The following is a 17,289-nucleotide window of genomic DNA, read 5'->3' as shown; positions in this document are numbered from 1 at the left end:
CCATGAACACAGGCAGCACCGCCAGACGCACCGCGACCGCCACGGCGACGGCGCTCGTCCTCGCCCTGACCGCGTCCGCCTGCGGCGGCGAGGACACCTCCGCGAACGGCAAGGGCGGCCAGGAGCTGAAGGGCGAGACGGTCACGGTCGCCGGGGTGTGGACCGGCGTGGAGCAGAAGAACTTCCAGAAGGTGATGGACGCCTTCACCGAGAAGACCGGCGCCGAGATGAAGTTCGTCTCCACCGGCGACAACGTCTCGACCGTCGTCGGCTCCAAGATCCAGGGCGGCAACGCGCCGGACGTGGTGATGGTCCCGCAGGTCGGCGTGCTCGAGCAGTTCGCCGACAAGGGCTGGCTCAAGCCGCTGTCGAAGACCGCCGACGACCGCGCGCGCGACTACTTCGCCCCGGTGTGGAAGGAGTACGGCACGATCGGCGACGTCTTCTACGGCCTGTACTTCAAGGCGTCCAACAAGTCGACCGTCTGGTACGGCCCCGAGGCCTTCGAGCAGGCCGGCGTCACCCCGCCGAAAAACTACGAGGGGATGCTGGAGGCCGGCCGGACCCTGTCCGACTCCGGTGTGGCCGCCTTCTCCGTGGCGGGCGAGGCGGGCTGGCCGCTCACCGACTGGTTCGAGAACGTCTACCTCTCCCAGGCGGGCCCGGAGATGTACGACAAGCTCGCCGCGCACGAGATCCCCTGGACCGACCCGTCCGTCGTCAAGGCCCTGACCACCCTCGGCGAACTCTTCGGCGACAAGGAGCTGGTGGAGGGCGGCGGCGCGGGCGCGCTGCGCACGGACTTCCCCGAGTCCGTCGAGAAGGTCTTCGGCGACGACCCCAAGGCGGGCATGGTCTACGAGGGCGACTTCGTCGCCGGCCTGATCAGCGGGCAGTTCGGCAAGAAGGTCGGCGAGGAGGCCAAGTTCTTCCCGTTCCCGTCCGTGGACGGCGGCGAGCCGCCGGTGGTCGGCGGCGGAGACGCGGCGGTCGTCCTCAAGGACGGGGAGAACTCCGACGCCGGGATGAAGTTCGTGGAGTTCCTGGCCACCCCGGAGGCCGCCGAGGTGTGGGCCGGGGCCGGCGGCTTCATCTCCCCCAACGAGGCCCTGAACCTGGACGCCTACCAGGACGAGACCACCCGGCAGATCGCCCAGTCCCTGGTGGAGGCCGGTGACGGCGTGCGGTTCGACATGTCCGACCAGGCCCCGGCCGCCTTCGGCGGCACCCAGGGCGCCGGCGAGTGGAAGCTCCTCCAGGACTTCCTGCGCGACCCCTCCGACCCGGAGGGCACCGCGAAGAAGCTGGAGGCCGCCGCGGCCAAGGCCTGGAAGAAGAGCTGAGGCGAGAGGCACCGATGTCCGCCGAAGCATCCGCCGTGCCGCCCGCGAAAGCGGGCGGCGCCCCGGCCGGCGCCTCCCCCTCGCGGGGGGCGCCCGCCCGGGGCGACGACCCCCGCAGGCGCGCGGCGCGCCGCCGCAGGCTCGTCGCCGCCGCCTTCCTGCTGCCCGCGCTGCTGCTGCTCGGCGCGCTGGTCGCCTACCCGATCCTGTTCTCCGTCGGCCGCAGTCTCTTCGACGCCTCCGGCACCCGTTTCGTCGGCGCGGACAACTACGTCGAGATGTTCAGCGACCCGACCACGCTCAAGGCGGTCCGCAACACCGCGATCTGGGTCGTGGTCGCCCCGGCCCTGCTGACCGGCCTGGGCCTGATCCTGGCCGTGCTCACCGAGAAGGTGCGCTGGGCCACCGCGTTCAAGCTGCTGATGTTCATGCCGATGGCGATCTCCTTCCTCGCCGCCGGGATCATCTTCCGCATCACCTACGAGCAGGACCCCGACCGCGGCGTCCTCAACGCCGTCGCCGTCGGCGTCCACGATGTCTTCGCCGACCGCCCCGCCTACCCCGGCGCCCGGGGCAGGGAGGACGCCGGCGAGACCCCGCTGACCAAGGGCGAGGACGGCTCCTACGGCACCGCCGCGGACCTGACGCCCGGCCGCACCGTCTCGCTCGGCGTCGTCGGCGTGCCCCCCAAGGAGGTGCCCTCCGACGCCGAGCCCGCCACCGCGCCCGAAGGCACCTCCGGCGCCGGGGACGGCTCGCTCGCCGGCACCGTCCACCTGGACTTCACCCCCGGCGGGGGCGGCGAGCCGGGCCGGATCGACTCCGGCGAGCGCGGCCTGCCCGGCATGACCGTCCAGGCGGTGCGCGACGGGAAGGCGGTGGGCGAGACCACCACCGCCGCCGACGGCTCGTTCCGCATCACCGGCCTGGACGGCGGCCCGTACGCCCTGCGGCTGCCGGCGTCCAACTTCGCCGAGCCCTACGGCGGGATCTCCTGGCTCGGTCCCGCCCTGGTGACCCCGGCGATCATCGGCGCCTACCTGTGGATCTGGACCGGCTTCTCGATGGTGCTGATCGGCGCCGGACTGGCCGCGATGCCCCGGGACGTGCTGGAGGCCGCGCGGATGGACGGCGCGAACGAGTGGCAGATCTTCCGCAGGATCACCGTGCCGCTGCTCGCGCCCGTGCTGACCGTGGTCTTCGTGACGCTGGTGATCAATGTGATGAAGGTCTTCGACCTCGTCTACATCATCGCCCCGGGCCCGGTGCTCCAGGACGCCAACGTGCTGGCCATGCAGATGTGGCTGGTGTCCTTCGGCGGCGGCAACAACCAGGGACTGGGCAGCGCCATCGGCGTCCTGCTGCTGCTCCTGGTGGTCCCGGCCATGGTCTTCAACATCCGACGCTTCCGCAGGAGCCAGTCATGACCCACGGCACCGTCGACGGCCCGGCCGGGAAGCCCGCCGGGAAGGGAGCGGCCGCACAGGCTCCGGCTCCCGCGGCTGCGGCGGCAGCCGCGGGAGCCGGGCACCACCCCCGGGGCGCGGGGCGGGCGCGGCGGCCCGCCGGCGCGCGGATCGGCTCCCTGCTGGGCAGGACCGCGGTCCAGGTCTTCCTCGTCGTCACCGCGCTGGTGTGGATCACCCCCGCACTGGGGCTGTTCCTGTCCTCGCTGCGGTCGGAGGAGGCCAACTCCGCCAGCGGCTGGTGGACGGCGCTGACCGAGCCGGGCCAGCTGTCGGTCGACAACTACACGGCCCTGCTGGCGGATTCCGGCATCACCCAGGCGTTCTGGAACACCGTGCTGATCTCGGTGCCCACCACCGTCGCCGTGGTGGTGGTCGCCGCGCTGGCCGGATACGCCTTCGCCTGGCTGGAGTTCCCCGGCCGCGACTGGATCTTCCTGGTGGTCGTCGGACTGCTGGTGGTGCCGGTCCAGGTCGGTCTGCTGCCGGTGGCGAAGATGCTGGGCGCGGTCGGGCTGTTCGGCACGATCCCGGGTGTGGTCCTCTTCCACGTCGCATACGGGCTGCCGTTCGCGGTCTTCCTGCTGCGCAACTACTTCGCGGAGATCCCGCGGGAGATGCTGGAGGCCGCGCGGATGGACGGCGGCGGGGAGTGGCGGATCTTCGTCCGGCTCGTCCTGCCCGTGGGCAGGCCCGCGATCGCGAGCCTGGCCATCTTCCAGTTCCTGTGGGTGTGGAACGACATGCTGGTCGCGCTGATCTTCGCCGACAGCGACTCGCAGCCGCTGACCGTCGCGCTCCAGTCGGAGATGCGGCAGTTCGGCAGCAACATCGAGATCCTCGCGCCCGGCGCCTTCCTGTCGCTGGCCGTTCCGCTGGTGGTGTTCTTCGCCTTCCAGAAGCACTTCGTGCAGGGCGTCATGGCGGGGTCGGTGAAGTGACCGCGGAAGACGGGGGGCCGTGAGCGGTCCCTGTCGCCGATACGGGGGGCGGCAGGGGCCCGGGGGCGTGTCCTCCGGGCCGGCGCGGGCCCGGAGGACACCGCCTCAGACCTCCAGCAGCACCGTGAACGGGCCGTCGTTGGTGAGCGAGACCTCCATCTTCGCCCCGAAGCGGCCCGTCTCCACCCGCGCGCCCAGCGCCCGCAGCCTGGCGCACACCTCGTCGACCAGGGGCTCGGCCACCGGGCCGGGGGCGGCGGCCTGCCAGGTGGGGCGGCGCCCCTTGCGCGCGTCGCCGTAGAGGGTGAACTGGCTGACGACCAGCAGGGGGGCGCCGGTGTCCGAGCAGGACCTCTCGTCCTCCAGGATCCGCAGGCCCCACAGTTTGCGCGCGAGCCGGTCGGCCTTCTCGGGGGTGTCGTCGTGGGTCACCCCGACCAGCACGCACAGCCCCTCCCCGGTGATCTCGCCGACGCTCTCCCCCGCGACGACGACCTTCGCGCCACTGACCCTCTGCACCACAGCTCGCATGCCGACCATCATGCCGCCCCGGTCGTGCGCCCGCCGACCGCCGCCGGACGGGTGGCCCGGACTGCACGCAGGGTGCCCGCGGTGGCACGATGCGTGCAGCACGGTGCGCGCGGTGGCCTGCGGCGTATCCGTGACGGGCCGTGGCACCGCGTTGTGGTCCACGGCGAAGGGGATGAGGGGCACACAGAAGATGAGCACTGCCGGAACCGGGCGGACGCCCGGAGCCGTACCGGCGGCCCGCGGGGCCGCCTCCACGACCACCTCCACGACCGACTCCACGGTCGGCTCCACGACCGGCTCAGCCGCCCCGGCGGGCGCCGCGGAGACCGCTCCGGCGGGAACGGGGGCCGACACCGGTGGCGCCACCGGCGCGGGCGGGGCGCCCCCCGCGGTCCCGCACGACGCCGGGCCTCCCGAGCTGACCGGTCTGCGCCTGCCCCAGCTGCGCGAGCTGCGCCGCCAGGCACAGCAGGAGGAGGCCGACCTCAGCTACGTGCGGCGGCTGATCCAGGGCCGCGTCGACATCCTCCGCGCCGAACTGGCCCGCCGCAGCGCGGCGGACGTCCCCCTGATCGACCGGCTGGCGGAGATCCTCGCCGACTCCCCCCCGCCCGGCCGGGGGCCCGCGCGCTCTGCCCGCCATGTGACGCTGCGCACCCCGCGCAGCGAGGAGTACCGGCGGCTGGCCGAGGAGGTGCTCGCCGAGGTGGAGCTGTCCGACCTCGGCGCCCGCACCGACGCCGAGCTGCACGCCGCCATGGCGCGGCTGGGCGGGCACGAGCACCGGATCTCCCGGCGCCGCCGGGCGCTCCAGCGGACGGCGAACGGGTGCAGCGCCGAGATCGCGCGCAGGTACCGTGAGGGCGAAGCACACGTGGACGACCTGCTGCCCTGACCCCGGGGGCGGTCGTCCTCCCCTACACCCAGGGAAGGCCGCCCATGTCCGCCAGCACCACCCCGCCAGCGAACGTCCCCGCCCCCGCTCCCGGCGAGCGGCCCGGACCGCTCGCCGGAGCGCCCCGCGCGCAACTCCCGGTCCTCGCCGAGGTCGTGCGCTCGGGGTTCACCGAGGGCAGCCACCGCGGTTCGGTGGTGGTGCTCGGGCCGGACGGCGGCGTGGAGTGGTCGCTGGGCGAGGTGGCCGCGCCGGTCTACCCCCGCTCGTCCAACAAGCCGATGCAGGCGGCGGCCGTGCTGCACGCCGGCCTGGAGCTGTCGGGCGAGCGGCTGGCGCTGGCCGCCGCCAGCCACTCCGGCGAACCCTTCCACCTGGAACTGGTGCGCACCATGCTCGCCGAGCACGGGCTGACCGAGGACGATCTGGGCTGCCCGCCCGACCTGCCGCTGGACCGCGAGGAGGCCGACCGGTTCCTGGCGGCGGGCTCGCGTCCCTCCCGCGTCGCCATGAACTGCTCGGGCAAGCACACCGCCATGCTCGCCGCCTGCCGGGTCAGCGGCTGGTCCGGCACCGGCTACCTCGACCCCGGACACCCCCTCCAGACGCTGGTGCGCGAGCGGATCGAGGCGGCGGCGGGCGAGCCGGTCGCGCACACCGGCACCGACGGCTGCGGCGCCCCGCTGATGGCGATCTCCCTCACCGGCCTGGCCCGCGCCTTCCGCTCCTTCGTACTGGCCGAGGCGGGCACCCCCGAGCGCCGGGTCGCCGACGCCATGCGGGCCCACCCCGAGTACGTGGCGGGCGCCCGGCGCGAGGACACCCGCCTGATGCGCGGGGTGCCGGGCACGCTGGCGAAGGTGGGCGCCGAGGCGGTCCAGGCGGTGGCCCTGCCCGACGGCCGCGCGCTGGCGATCAAGATCGACGACGGCGGGCTGCGGGCGCTCGGCCCGGTCCTGGCCCGGACGCTGGCGCGGATGGGCGTGGAGTCCCCGGTGCTGGCGGAGATAGGCGACGCCCCGCTGCTGGGCGGGGGGCGGCGGGTGGGGGAAATCCGCGCGACGTTCTGATACGGCGGCCCTAACGTAACCGCCATGGACTCGAACGCCCCTGACATCCGCACCATCACCGAGGACGAGTACCCGGGCTGGCTGCGCGCCCTCCGAGCGGGTTTCCTGCACTCCGCGGAGCTCACCGCCGAGGAGCTCGCCGCCCGGCGCGGCGCGATCGAACTCGACCGCACCCGGGGGGCGTTCGAGGACGGCCGCTGCGTCGCCACCTTCCGCACGCTGCCGCAGCGGCTGACCGTTCCCGGGGGCGCGGCGGTGGACTCCCTGGCCGTCACCAACGTCTCCGTCCTGCCCACCCACCGCCGCCGCGGGCTGCTGACGCGGATGATGCGCGACGCGCTGGCCGACGGCAGGGAGCGCGGGGACGTCTGCTCCACGCTGGACTCCGCCGAGTACCCGATCTACGGCCGCTACGGCTACGGCCCGGCCACCTGGTCCACCGACTGGACCGTGGACGCCGCCCGCGCCGGACTGGACCCGCGCTGGTCACGCCCGCGGGAGGAGGGCGCCCGGATCGATCTGGTGGAGCCCGCCCGGGCGCGCGTCCTGGGCGCCGCGCTGCACGAACGGGTGCGCGCGCTGCCCGACCGGCAGGGCATGACCGACCGCACCGAGCGCTGGTGGAAGCTGAACACCGGCGCGATCGACTGGCCCGGCAGCGGCTTCACCCAGGCCTCCCACGCCGTGTACCGCGACGCCGCGGGCCGGGTGCGGGGCCTGCTGACGTACACCGCCGACGACCACTGGGAGAACAAGGCGCCGCGCCTGAACGCCCACGTCCGCGATCTGATCGCCGCCGACGCGGCCGCCGAGCGGGCCCTGTGGCACTTCCTGCTCTCCATGGACTGGGTCGCCACCGTCCACTGCCGCCGGCTCGCCCCCGACTGCCTGATGCCCCGGCTGCTGCCGAACCCGCGCGCCGCCCGGATCACCTCCCACGCGGACTTCCTGTGGCTGCGCCCGCTGGACGTCCCCGCGCTGCTCCGGGCCCGTACGTACCCGGTCTCCGGCACGCTGGTGCTGGAGCTGGAGGACCCGATGGGCATCGCCGGGGGACGCTTCCTGCTGGACGCCTCCCCCGAGGGCGCCACCTGCGCCCCCACCACGCGCCCGGCCGACCTCTCGATGGGGGTGGGCGCGCTGAGCTCGATGTACCTGGGGGACGAGTCCGCCTCGCGGCTGCGGGAGCTGGGGCAGCTCGACGAGGAGCGCCCGGGCGCGGCCGCCCTGGCGGACGCCCTGCTGCGCACGGGCCGCAGGCCCTGGGCGCCGGACGTCTTCTGACGCCCGCCGGGGCGCGGTCCCGAAGCGCGGCCGCGGGGTGTGGAGACGCTGTGGAACCCGCCACACGTCCTTCCATGATCGGGTACGGTCGTGCCTCGCCGATCCGGTACGGCACACACCCGCCCAGGCGGTGCACAATCGCACAAAAGATATGCTCAACGGCCGAATCACCCCTCTCCGTACCGAGCGGACCGCCCACCCGTCCGCGGTACGCCCGGCCGGGAGGCGGCCCCGGCGCCCCGTCCACGGGCTGCTGCCCCCGTAAGCCTCGCGGTAGTGTTCGAGACGGCAGAGGGTACGTGCCACCATGACGAAGAGGTCCCCGGCTCCGGCCGGCACCACGCAGAGGGGAGGGGCCATGAGCGAGGTGAGCGGCGGCATCGACTACGCCGCCCTGTTCGACGCCACCCCCACGCCCCTGTCGGTACTGGACCGGGATTTCGTCTTCGTGGAGGCCAACCAGGCCTATCTGGAGATCACCGGGCGCACCCGCGGCGAGCTGATCGGCCGCCACCTGTTCGACGTCTTCCCCGTCAACCCGGACGACCCGGACGCCGACGGCCCCAGAAACCTGCTCACCTCGTTCCGGCGCGTGATGGAGACGGGCAAACCGGACACCATGGTCCTCCAGCGGTACGACATCCCCCGCCCCGGCGCCGAGGGCGGTTACGAGGAGCGGTACTGGAGCCCGGTCAACACCCCCCTCCTCGGCGAGGACGGCTCGGTGCTCCTGATCGTCAACCGCGTCGAGGACGCCACGGCGTACGTGCGCGACAGTCTCGCCCACCCCACCAGCCTGACCGGCGCCGGCGCCGGCACCGGTCTGCGGGCGGTCGGCGGGAAGGTCGCCGAGGCCGAGCTGTACGCCCGCGCGCGGGAGCTGTACGAGCACAACGAGCGGCTTCGGCAGGCGCACGCCCGTGAGCACGAGGTGGCCCTCACCCTGCAGAAGGCCATGCTGCCGACGCACATGCCGCTGGAGCGCCGCAACGCGGCCGTGCGCTACCGGCCCGCCCAGGGCTCGCTGAACGTGTGCGGCGACTGGTACGACATGATCAACCTCAGCGAGGACCGCTTCGCCGTGGCCGTGGGCGACGTCGTCGGCCGGGGCCTGGAGGCCGCCAGCGTGATGGGGCAGCTGCGCAGTGCCCTCAGCGCCGCCATGCGGGTCGCCGACGGCCCCGCGCAGGCCCTGTACGGCCTGGACCTGTACGCACGCTCCCTCGACGGCGCGCTGGCCACCACCGCAGTCAAGCTCGACATCGACACCCACACGCACACGCTCACCTACAGCAGCGCCGGCCACCTGCCGCCCATGCTGTGCCACCCGGACGGTTTCACCGAGCTGCTGGACCAGGCCACCGACGTGCCCCTGGCCGCCCGGAGCAGGCCCTCGCACCGGCCGCAGGCGATCACCACCTATGTGCCGGGCTCGACCCTCATCCTCTACACCGACGGACTGGTCGAGCGCCGCGAGGAGTCCATCGACGTCGGGCTGAAGCGGCTGTCGGAGAGCCTGGCCCGGCACCGTGACCTGGGCCCGGAGGAGATCGCCGACAACCTCCTGGAGGACCTCGGCATGAACCGGGGCACCGCCGACGACGCGGCCCTGGTGGTCATCAAGCTCTGAACGGCCGGCCCCCGGCGGTGCGGACGCCGGCGGGGGTCCGGCGGCGGAAGCGCGGCGGCGGGAGCGCGGCGGCAACGGCCGGAAAGCGGGCATACGTAATCTGAACATGATCGGCCGCCGTGGCGGCGAGACGGTACGACGAGGAGGCACCCGATGTCCGACGCCCCGACCCCCGAGACCTCCCAGCCCGCGCACGACCCGGAGGTGCTCCAGCTCGCGGCCAAGGTCTTCGACCTCGCCCGGGAGGGCGACACGGACACCCTCGCGGCGTACGTGGACGCGGGCGTACCGGCCAACCTGACCAACGACAAGGGCGACTCGATCCTGATGCTCGCCGCCTACTACGGCCGCACCCCCACCGTGCGCGCCCTGCTGGAGCGCGGCGCCGACCCCAACCGGGTCAACGACCGCGGCCAGACGCCCATCGGTGGCGCGGTCTTCAAGGACCAGCAGGAGATGGTGCGGCTGCTGCTGGAGGCCGGCGCCGACCCGGCCGCGGGCAACCCCTCGGCCATCGACACGGCGCGGATGTTCGGCCGCCACGAGCTGCTGAAGCTGCTCGGCGCGGAGTGAGCCGCGGCGCGCTCCGCCGTCACCGTCCGTTCTTCTTCCCGACGCGCATGTGGGGTCACGGTGAAAAATCCACCGCCACCGGCGTCAGGCAGCGACTATCTGGATACAGAAAGTGATAGTCGCCCGTCAGAGGGCATGGACGGATCACGGAGCGCGATGGAATCCCGAACTCAGTACTTCTCGGCGGCCTTCGCCGACGGCAAGGACGCCCGTGGTCGCGCCCGCGCCGCAGCGGACGCGGGCGCGGACGCGACCACGGGCCCGGCGGCCGAGGCCCCTCCGGGCCTCGGCGGCAGGAGGTCCCGGTGGTCGCCGGCACCCGTACATGCCTCATGCGCAACGGACTTCGGGCCGACCGTGCCACCGGACGGACCGCCGGAAGGGGCCGTGGCGGCGCCGCGGGCGCGGGAGGCGCGGTGAGCGTGGACAGGCGGGAGGAACTGCCCGCGATCACGGTCGGTTCGGTGGCACGGGACCTGCGGGACGGGCGGGTCGGCGACGTGATGGACGTCCGCCCCGGGCGGGTGTGGCTGCGCCCGCTCGGCGGCGGACGGGAGTGGGACGCGAAGCCGGACGACGTCCGGCCGCTCACCGCGCACGAGCAGCTCAGGGCCCGCCTCGCCGCCGCCAACGCCCGCAGCCGCCGCGCCCTGCCGTGACCGGACCCGCCGTCACCGCGGGGAGGTGCTAGCGCTCGCCCCGGGAGCCGCCGGGAGGCTCCCGGCGGCTGCGCCGGGCCGACCCGAGGGCGATGCCCAGTGCCATGCCCACACCGATCCCGAGGGCGATGTTGTCGAACACCGTCAGGCCCAGGGCGACCCCGATCGCCGTCCCGACGGAGATGCCCACCGCGACATCGCCGTTCCCCGGCCCGTTTCCGCCGCCGTTGCCGTCTCTCTTCACCATGGCGACACTCTCCCATCCGTCCGCCCTCCCCGGCGAGCGGTTGGGCGGCCCGCGCAGGTCGCCGCCGCTTCGCTGTCACAGGCCGGGCCTAGGCTCCGGGCATGAGCACACACCGTCAGGAAGACCCCCTGGAACAGGACCCCGTGACCGTCGGCATGCGCTTCGCCGAGATCGTCACCGGCACGGTGATCAGTGAGGAACCTCCGCACCCGGACTCGCCGCTGGGCCGTGTCACGGCCTTCGCCGCCGAGCACGGCGGCGACGCCCTCACCCCGGAGCACATCCGCGCGGCCGTCGAGGGACGGCCGCTGCCGCCGCCCGCCTGACGGCTCCGGCCGTACGGGCCGCGGAGAACGGCGGCCGGCGCGTACCCGACGGCGGCGTCCACCGCCTCCGCCCCGGCACCGTCGCGCCCTGCCCCGGCCCCCGGTGGGCAGGAGCGGGAAGGAGGTGCGCCCCGGCCAGAGCCGTTCACGGCCGGGGCGCCGTCCCCGGGAGGCCACTCGCCCTCCGGGAGCCCGCCGGGCGGTCCCGGTGCCCCCGCACCGGGACCGCGGTCCGGATCAGTACCAGCTCTGGTACTTGGAGGTGCTGCAGGTGGCGACGGACAGCCCGCCGAAGAAGGAGTCCTGCAGGCACTTCCCGCTCCACTGGTTCCGGAGCCGGATGGTGCCGTCGTTCCAGCGCTTGATCCACCAGCTCTGGTACTTCGAGGTGTTGCAGCTGTAGGTCTTCAGACCGGCGCCGCTGTAGGACAGGCAGCGGCCGGTCAGCACGTTCTGGAACCGGCGCGTCCCGTCATCCCAGACACGGACGCGCCACTTCTGGTAGTCGGAACCGTTGCAGGCGTAGGTGCGCAGCCCGTACGAGTTGCTGTCGTCCAGGCACCGCCCGGTCCCCTGGTTCTTGAGGGTGTTGATCACGTCGGCCGCGATCATCTGCCCGGACCGCTCCGGGGCGCCGGTCTGCCCTGCGGTCGCGTGGGCCGCCGTGGTGGCGGTGGCGACGAGGGACACCCCTCCCAAGACCACTCCGGCCAGTCTGGCGGCACGGCGAGTCCTCATGAGAATCCTCCGGTTGTCGTCGATCGGCTGTCTGCGCGAACCGCCGTCCTCGGGCGTGTTCGCTCCCCCGGCAGAGCCGGAGCCGGCTCGGGACGCTGTCGTGAGCACCGCCCGGCCACATCGAGACTGGCCGTCGGCGCCCGGCACGGACAAGCAGTTCCACGTTTCTCGAAAAGCGCCCGGACCTGTCGTCCCGGGTGCCCCCCTCTCCCCGTGAGGGCTCCGCCGAGACCTCCCGGAGGGGGGTGAAACCTTCTGTTTCACCCTGAAACTCCGCTTTCCGGCACTCGTGGAAAGGCTGTGGGGAGTGGTTGTAGGAAGACGGGGAGGTCACACAGGGTTTCCGAGCCCGCACAGAAGGACACCGGTGCCGCGGGGACGCGACTGCGGGGACGCGACTGCGGGGACGCGACTGCGGGAACGAGACGGCGGGAACGAGACGGCGGAGACGAGACGGCGGGGGAGTCGCCATGGCCCTTCGGATCCACTTCACGTTCGCAGATCTGGCCAGGACCCGGTCGGCGTCCTCGGTCCACCCGCTCCAGGAACTGAGCATCGCCATGCGGGTTCTGAGGGACAGGACCCCGTCCACACGCTTCGACGCCTGGCGGCACGATGTCCTCTCCCGCCTGCCGGCCACGGCGCGGATGGCGTTCGAGATGACGCCGTCCCACGGCTGGGTGCCGGACTTCCTGGCCCCGGCCGCGGAAGGCGAGCCCCGGGAACTCCTGGACCGGATGCGTGCGACCCCCCGGCGTCTGCTGCGGGACCAGATGGAGCACATCGCCGCGCGGCAGCCCGTTCCGCGGTGGTCCCGCCTGCTCGGCGAGGACCCCTCGGTGCTGCGACGGCTCGTGGACAGCCTGTCCACGGCCCACGACGTGCTGCTGGCACCGTACCGGCCCCAGGTGGAGGCCCGGATCGAGGCCGACAGGGGTTTGCGGGTCAGAGCCCTCCTGCACGGCGGGATGGAGGAGGTACTGACTCGGCTCCACCCGCGACGGATCCGCTGGGAGTCCCCCGTGCTGACGGTGAACATGGCCTCGGGCCTGGACGCCGACCTGAAGCTGGAGGGGCGGGGGCTCCTTCTCGCGCCGTCCTTCTTCGGATCCGACGCCCCGCTGATCGTCCCGGACGCCGAGCCGCAGCCGATGCTGTTCTACCCCGCGTCGTCCGGTTCCCGGAGCCCCGACGTCGTCCGGCCGGGCACGGGGGCCGCAGGGTCCCCGGCGACGCTGGCACAGCTCCTGGGACGGACCCGCGCCGCCGTCCTGCTCGCCGTCGCGGGCAGGGCCGGCTGCACCACGACCGAGCTCTCCGCGGCGGTGGGCATATCGGTCTCCAGCGCCAGCGAACACGCGACGGTCCTGAGACGGGCCGGGCTCATCACCACCATCCGCCACCGCAAGGCGGCCCTCCACACCATGACGCCCACCGGACGAACCCTGCTGGACACCACGTGAGCCGGGCCCGGCCGCCGGTCCCGAAAGCGGCCACCGCGTTCGTCACCGAGGGCCCGGTGGACGGCGGTGTTCGGCCTCACCGGTGACTGGGCCTCCGGCCGACGCCCTCCCCCCGGCCCGTCCCGCCCAGTACGTTCATCAGTTCCTCGCCCCGATCGGTGCGGCGGACCAGCACGTGCTGCCCGCAGCGCAGGCGCTCCAGCAATCCGGCCGCCTCCAGACGGGTGCAGTGGTAGGTGACGGTGGCGGGCGCGTAGTGGAGGCGTTCGGCGATCTCTCCCGAGGTCAGCTGAGCGGAAAGGGCGTGCAGCACAGCGGCGCGGGCCTCGCCCAACAGCAGGCTCAGGGGAGCGGAGGACCGGTCCCGCGGCTCGTCGTTCCCCCACAAGCCGCCGAGCCCGGGCACCGGATACCCGATCCACACGGCGTCGGACAGGTCGAAGGAGAAGAGCGAGGCGCCGCCGCCGGAGACGACCGGTACCAGGATGAGTCGCCGCCCGCCCAGCTCGGACGTCTCCCCCTGCCGGCCGGGCAGGCGCAGGGTCGTTCCCCGTAACCGGAGGCGGGGGCCGAGACCGGCCAGGACGCAGTCCAGGGAACCGCCGACCGTCGCGGCCCCGACACGCTCGGCCTCCCTCTCGACCAGCCGGCCGGCCGCGCGCCACACCGGGGCGATCTCGTTCCACACGCTCCGCATCAGCCGTGCGTAGGCGTCCTTCCACATCTTCGGCCGGCGCACCACCGGGCGCCACCGGGCAGGCACGTCACCGCCGAACTCGCCCTCGATCTCGGCCAGCAGGGTGTCCGCCGACACCTCCTCGATCTGTTCCAGATGGTGGGCACACTCCTCCCGGGACATGGTGGCCGTCGGGGTGATGCAGTCGGGGATGACGGAGACCCCCGGAGCGAAGAGGGGGCGCAGCACATCCGCGGCCCCCTGCGGCGCCGCCGCACGGACGAGCCGCCGCGCGTGCGGACGGACACCGTGGTCGCGTCCGCCCAGAGCGTCGGCGACCAGGGAGAGCAGCGTGGCCCCCGGGTGGGGCACCACCCGGGGCACAAGCGCATCGATCGGTCCCAGCCTCAGTTCGGATATCCCGGACATCCGGCGTCCTCCCCCTCGGTACGTCTCCCCCGGGCCGCGTCCGTCCGCGCCGCCCCCGTGCCGTACCTGCCGCCAGTGTGCGGCGGGCGCACCGGCGTACGAAGTCCTTTCGGCCCAGCCCGAAACCACCGGGAAACGCCGGCCGCCCTGGCCGGAAGTCACCCTGTCGCGACATCGGCCGGGATCCATACGCTGCCGTGGACGGGGAGCGCGGCCGCGTCGGCGGCCCGCGCCCACGGAGACGGTACGGAGGAGTGGGGCGTGACCGAACAGCCGCTGACGTTCGTGGTGGGCACGGGGCGGAGCGGTTCGACCGCGCTGTCGCGCGTGCTGAACCTGCACCGGGACGTCCTCAGCCTCAACGAACTGCTGGCCTCGGTCGGATCCGAGGGGATGCCCGAAGGGACCCTGGAGGGAACGGAGTTCTGGCGTCTGCTGGCCGAGCCCAACCCGACGTTCGACAGGATGGTCCGCAGCGGCGCGCCCATTCCGGAGTTCCTCTACCCGCGCCGTCCCGGGCGCTTCTCGGCCGACACCACCGGCATCCCCCGGCTGTCCATGATGGTGCTGCCGCACCTCACCGACGACCCCGACGGCCTGCTGGACGAGCTCGCCCCGCAGGTCCGCGCCTGGCCGCGCCGCCCGGTCGAGGAGCAGTACCGGGAGCTGTTCGGGCTGCTGTGCGCCCGGTTCGGGCGGCGGGCGGTGGTGGAGCGTTCGGGTTTCTCGGTGCGGTGGGTGCCCCGGCTGCGGGCGGGCTTCCCGGAGGCGAGGTTCGTCCACCTCCACCGCGGCGGCCCCGACTGCGCGCTGTCGATGAGCCGGCACACCGGCTTCCGGATGATCGCGATGCTGGAGGAGATGTACGCGCTGCTGGGCCTGGAGTTCGGCGACGAGCTGACGCCCGAGCACGCCCGCGAGCTCCCGCCGGACCTGGCGGGGCTCCTGAGGGATCCGTTCGACCCCCGGCTGGTGTTCGACCGGGTGGTGCCGGTGGCCCGGTTCGGGGAGCTGTGGTCGCGGCTGGTGACCGAGTGCCTGGAGCATCTGGACCAGGTGCCGGAGGCGGCCCGGACGAGCCTGTCGTACGAGGAGCTGCTGGACGCGCCGGAGCGGGAGCTGTCGCGGCTGGCCGGGTTCGCCGGTGTGGCGCCCGACGGGGAGTGGCTGGCGGCGGGCCGGTCGATGCTCGACGCGGGCAGGCGGGGGGCCTCGCTGCGGTTGCCGCCGGACGAGCTGGAGACGCTGCGGGAGGCCTGCGAGCCGGGGGAGCGGGCGCTCGCCGCGGTGTGACACCGGGGGCGGCGCGGACCGGCGCGGAGTGCGCCGCGGGGCCCGCCCCGGGAGCGGCGGTCGTTGGTCCCACCACCGGTCTGTCGTACGGCGGTGTTACGGTGATCTTCGACCGCCCCCCCACGAGTCGCAGACCGCGCGTTCGGCACGTTCGCGCACGCCGAACCACGGGGGGAGTGCATCTTGAGCCGCCGCCGCAACGACCGGCGCACCGGCACCGCTCGCCGCGGTGCCGCCCGCCGGGGTACCGCTCACCGCGGTGCCGTCCGCCAGGAGGGACGGGGCAGGCGGGTCCGCCGGGGCGGCCGCCGTCAAAGGCGCCCGCACATACGGGTGCTGGCCTCCATGGCGACCGTCGGGGCCTTCGCCCTCGGCGGATTACTCGTCGCCCAGCAGGACTCCGCGGAATCCCGGACCATGGCCACGCCGCAGGATCCGGACGAGCTGAGGGCCTCGGAGGAGGCGGTGTTCGTGCCACCCTCCCCCTCCTCCTCCGCCTCCGCCTCGGCCTCCGCGTCGCCGTCCCCCTCGCCGTCCCCCTCCACGCAGGAGCCGACCGAGCCGTCTGCGATTCCGGTCCCCGCCACCGGGCCGGGCACCTTCACCACCGCGCAGGCATCCGGCGAGGCCGTCGGCCAGGGCACCATCCGCACCTACCGGGTGCAGGTGGAGGACGGCATCGAGCTCTCCGCCCGGCAGGCCGCGCAGGAGGTCGCCGCGATCCTCGCCCATCCGCGCGGCTGGACGAACGACGGTGTCAACGGCTTCCGCCTGGTGGCCGACGGGCCCGCCGACTTCACCGTCAAGATCGCCACCCCCGGCACCGCCGACGCCATCTGCGGAGCCGCCGGGCTCAACACCCGCGGCGAGCTGAACTGCGCCGTCGGCCCCACCGTGGTGGTCAACCTCAAGCGCTGGGTGCTGGGTTCGCCGCAGTTCGCCGGTCCCGTCACCGAGTACCGGGCGCTGATCGTCAACCACGAGGTCGGCCACCGCATCGGCCACGGCCACGAGACCTGCCCGGGCCCCGGGCGGCCCGCGCCCGCGATGATGCAGCAGATCAAGGGGCTCAAGGGCTGTGTCGCCAACGCCTGGCCCTACGACACCGACGGCACCACCTACCTGGGCGGCCCCTCCGTGCCTTGAACCGCCCCGCCGCCCGCTCCCGGCCCGGCCCGGCCCGGCCGCACTGTCGGTGGGAACGGCTACGGTCCGGCCTTGACTTCCTCCCCCTCCTGAAGGAGGGGGATTCCTACGGCTCGCGCCGTGGGGTTTTCTGCTTCATCGCCGACTGCCCGCCCGGAGTACTCCGTTGAGGTCTTACACCAGCTCCACAGACAGACGCCGTCAGCCCGACGGCCAGGATGTTCTTCGCCGCGTTCACGTCCCGGTCGTGGGCCGTCCCGCAGTCGCACGTCCAGGTGCGGACGTTCAGCGGCATCTTGTCCTGCAAGGTGCCGCAGGTCGAGCACAGCCTGGAGGAGGGGAACCATCGGTCGATCGCGATCACCTCGCGGCCGTACCACTGGGCCTTGTACTCCAGCATGCTCCGGAATTCCGACCAGGCCGCGTCGCTGATGGCGCGGGCCAGGCTCCGGTTCTTCACCATGTTCCGGACGGTGAGGTCCTCGATCACGATCGTTTGGTTTTCACGAACGAGCCGAGTGGTGAGCTTGTGCAGGTGGTCACGCCTGCGGTCGGTGATGCGGGCGTAGACCTCGGCAG

18 protein-coding genes are annotated in these 17,289 nt (G+C 73.4%); 13 read left to right on the top strand and 5 right to left on the bottom strand.

The window, feature by feature from the left end; all coding sequences use genetic code 11:
• Positions 1-2 precede the first annotated feature (2 nt).
• The 3 genes from CUT83_RS16520 to CUT83_RS16510 are packed head-to-tail and all read left to right on the top strand — an operon-like array spanning position 3 to position 3,750.
• Positions 3-1,343, top strand: coding sequence for an ABC transporter substrate-binding protein (locus CUT83_RS16520; RefSeq protein ID WP_101256616.1), 1,341 nt, complete (start codon positions 3-5; stop codon positions 1,341-1,343).
• Positions 1,344-1,357: 14 nt separating this feature from the next.
• The gene (locus tag CUT83_RS16515; RefSeq protein ID WP_101256615.1) at positions 1,358-2,770 is read left to right on the top strand and encodes an ABC transporter permease; all 1,413 of its coding nucleotides are present in this window, start codon (positions 1,358-1,360) and stop codon (positions 2,768-2,770) included.
• Positions 2,767-3,750: a carbohydrate ABC transporter permease gene (locus CUT83_RS16510; RefSeq protein ID WP_101256614.1), complete on the top strand. Its 984-nt coding sequence runs from the start codon at positions 2,767-2,769 to the stop codon at positions 3,748-3,750. The genes CUT83_RS16515 and CUT83_RS16510 overlap by 4 nt, the downstream gene beginning before the upstream one ends.
• A 105-nt stretch (positions 3,751-3,855) precedes the next feature.
• Here CUT83_RS16510 and dtd read toward each other — a convergent pair whose 3' ends face one another.
• Positions 3,856-4,281, bottom strand: coding sequence for a D-aminoacyl-tRNA deacylase (gene dtd, locus CUT83_RS16505; protein ID WP_101256745.1), 426 nt, complete (start codon positions 4,279-4,281; stop codon positions 3,856-3,858).
• Positions 4,282-4,471: 190 nt separating this feature from the next.
• On the opposite strand from dtd, the gene CUT83_RS16500 reads away from it, so the two are divergent.
• The 6 genes from CUT83_RS16500 (at position 4,472) to CUT83_RS16475 (ending at position 10,392) form a co-directional block, all read left to right on the top strand.
• The gene (locus tag CUT83_RS16500; RefSeq protein WP_165869399.1) at positions 4,472-5,176 is read left to right on the top strand and encodes an RsiG family protein; all 705 of its coding nucleotides are present in this window, start codon (positions 4,472-4,474) and stop codon (positions 5,174-5,176) included.
• Between the two features lie 44 nt (positions 5,177-5,220).
• Positions 5,221-6,246 (top strand): asparaginase, encoded by a 1,026-nt coding sequence (locus CUT83_RS16495; protein WP_101256612.1) that lies wholly within the window; start codon positions 5,221-5,223, stop codon positions 6,244-6,246.
• 24 nt (positions 6,247-6,270) lie between these two features.
• A complete protein-coding gene (locus tag CUT83_RS16490; RefSeq protein WP_101256611.1) occupies positions 6,271-7,530 on the top strand; it encodes a GNAT family N-acetyltransferase in 1,260 nt (419 codons plus the stop codon).
• A 358-nt stretch (positions 7,531-7,888) separates the two neighbouring features.
• Complete coding sequence (locus CUT83_RS16485; protein ID WP_101256610.1) at positions 7,889-9,160, top strand: PP2C family protein-serine/threonine phosphatase; 1,272 nt, start codon at positions 7,889-7,891, stop codon at positions 9,158-9,160.
• Between the two features lie 153 nt (positions 9,161-9,313).
• Positions 9,314-9,733 (top strand): ankyrin repeat domain-containing protein, encoded by a 420-nt coding sequence (locus tag CUT83_RS16480; protein ID WP_101256609.1) that lies wholly within the window; start codon positions 9,314-9,316, stop codon positions 9,731-9,733.
• Positions 9,734-10,149: 416 nt separating this feature from the next.
• Entirely contained in the window at positions 10,150-10,392 is a 243-nt protein-coding gene (locus CUT83_RS16475) for a hypothetical protein (RefSeq protein WP_165869397.1), read from the top strand.
• 28 nt (positions 10,393-10,420) lie between these two features.
• Here CUT83_RS16475 and CUT83_RS16470 read toward each other — a convergent pair whose 3' ends face one another.
• A complete protein-coding gene (locus tag CUT83_RS16470; protein WP_165869398.1) occupies positions 10,421-10,639 on the bottom strand; it encodes a glycine zipper domain-containing protein in 219 nt (72 codons plus the stop codon).
• Positions 10,640-10,740: 101 nt separating this feature from the next.
• On the opposite strand from CUT83_RS16470, the gene CUT83_RS16465 reads away from it, so the two are divergent.
• Complete coding sequence (locus CUT83_RS16465; protein WP_240957736.1) at positions 10,741-10,965, top strand: hypothetical protein; 225 nt, start codon at positions 10,741-10,743, stop codon at positions 10,963-10,965.
• 237 nt (positions 10,966-11,202) lie between these two features.
• On the opposite strand, the gene CUT83_RS16460 is transcribed toward CUT83_RS16465, so the two are convergent.
• Positions 11,203-11,703, bottom strand: a complete 501-nt coding sequence (locus tag CUT83_RS16460; protein WP_101256608.1) for an RICIN domain-containing protein — start codon at positions 11,701-11,703, stop codon at positions 11,203-11,205.
• A 470-nt stretch (positions 11,704-12,173) separates the two neighbouring features.
• Here CUT83_RS16460 and CUT83_RS16455 point away from each other — a divergent pair, with 470 nt between their 5' ends.
• Complete coding sequence (locus CUT83_RS16455; RefSeq protein ID WP_101256607.1) at positions 12,174-13,166, top strand: winged helix-turn-helix domain-containing protein; 993 nt, start codon at positions 12,174-12,176, stop codon at positions 13,164-13,166.
• 76 nt (positions 13,167-13,242) lie between these two features.
• Here CUT83_RS16455 and CUT83_RS16450 read toward each other — a convergent pair whose 3' ends face one another.
• Positions 13,243-14,271, bottom strand: a complete 1,029-nt coding sequence (locus CUT83_RS16450) for a MarR family transcriptional regulator (RefSeq protein ID WP_158239022.1) — start codon at positions 14,269-14,271, stop codon at positions 13,243-13,245.
• A 261-nt stretch (positions 14,272-14,532) separates the two neighbouring features.
• Between CUT83_RS16450 and CUT83_RS16445 the strand changes: the two genes are divergently transcribed.
• Positions 14,533-15,564 carry a sulfotransferase family protein gene (locus CUT83_RS16445; RefSeq protein ID WP_101256605.1) on the top strand — a complete coding sequence of 344 codons (1,032 nt, stop codon included), beginning with the start codon at positions 14,533-14,535 and terminating at the stop codon, positions 15,562-15,564.
• Between the two features lie 345 nt (positions 15,565-15,909).
• Positions 15,910-16,710 (top strand): DUF3152 domain-containing protein, encoded by an 801-nt coding sequence (locus tag CUT83_RS16440; protein ID WP_101256741.1) that lies wholly within the window; start codon positions 15,910-15,912, stop codon positions 16,708-16,710.
• Positions 16,711-16,816: 106 nt separating this feature from the next.
• Here CUT83_RS16440 and CUT83_RS16435 read toward each other — a convergent pair.
• Positions 16,817-17,289, bottom strand: a 473-nt coding sequence (locus tag CUT83_RS16435) for an RNA-guided endonuclease TnpB family protein (protein ID WP_143688532.1), incomplete at its 5' end; no start/stop codon positions are given.

It is taken from the genome of Streptomyces barkulensis, assembly GCF_002843305.1.
Lineage (GTDB): Bacteria > Actinomycetota > Actinomycetes > Streptomycetales > Streptomycetaceae > Streptomyces > Streptomyces barkulensis.
Note: the sequence above shows the minus strand (reverse complement) of the source record. Positions and strands in the feature narration are given on the sequence as shown.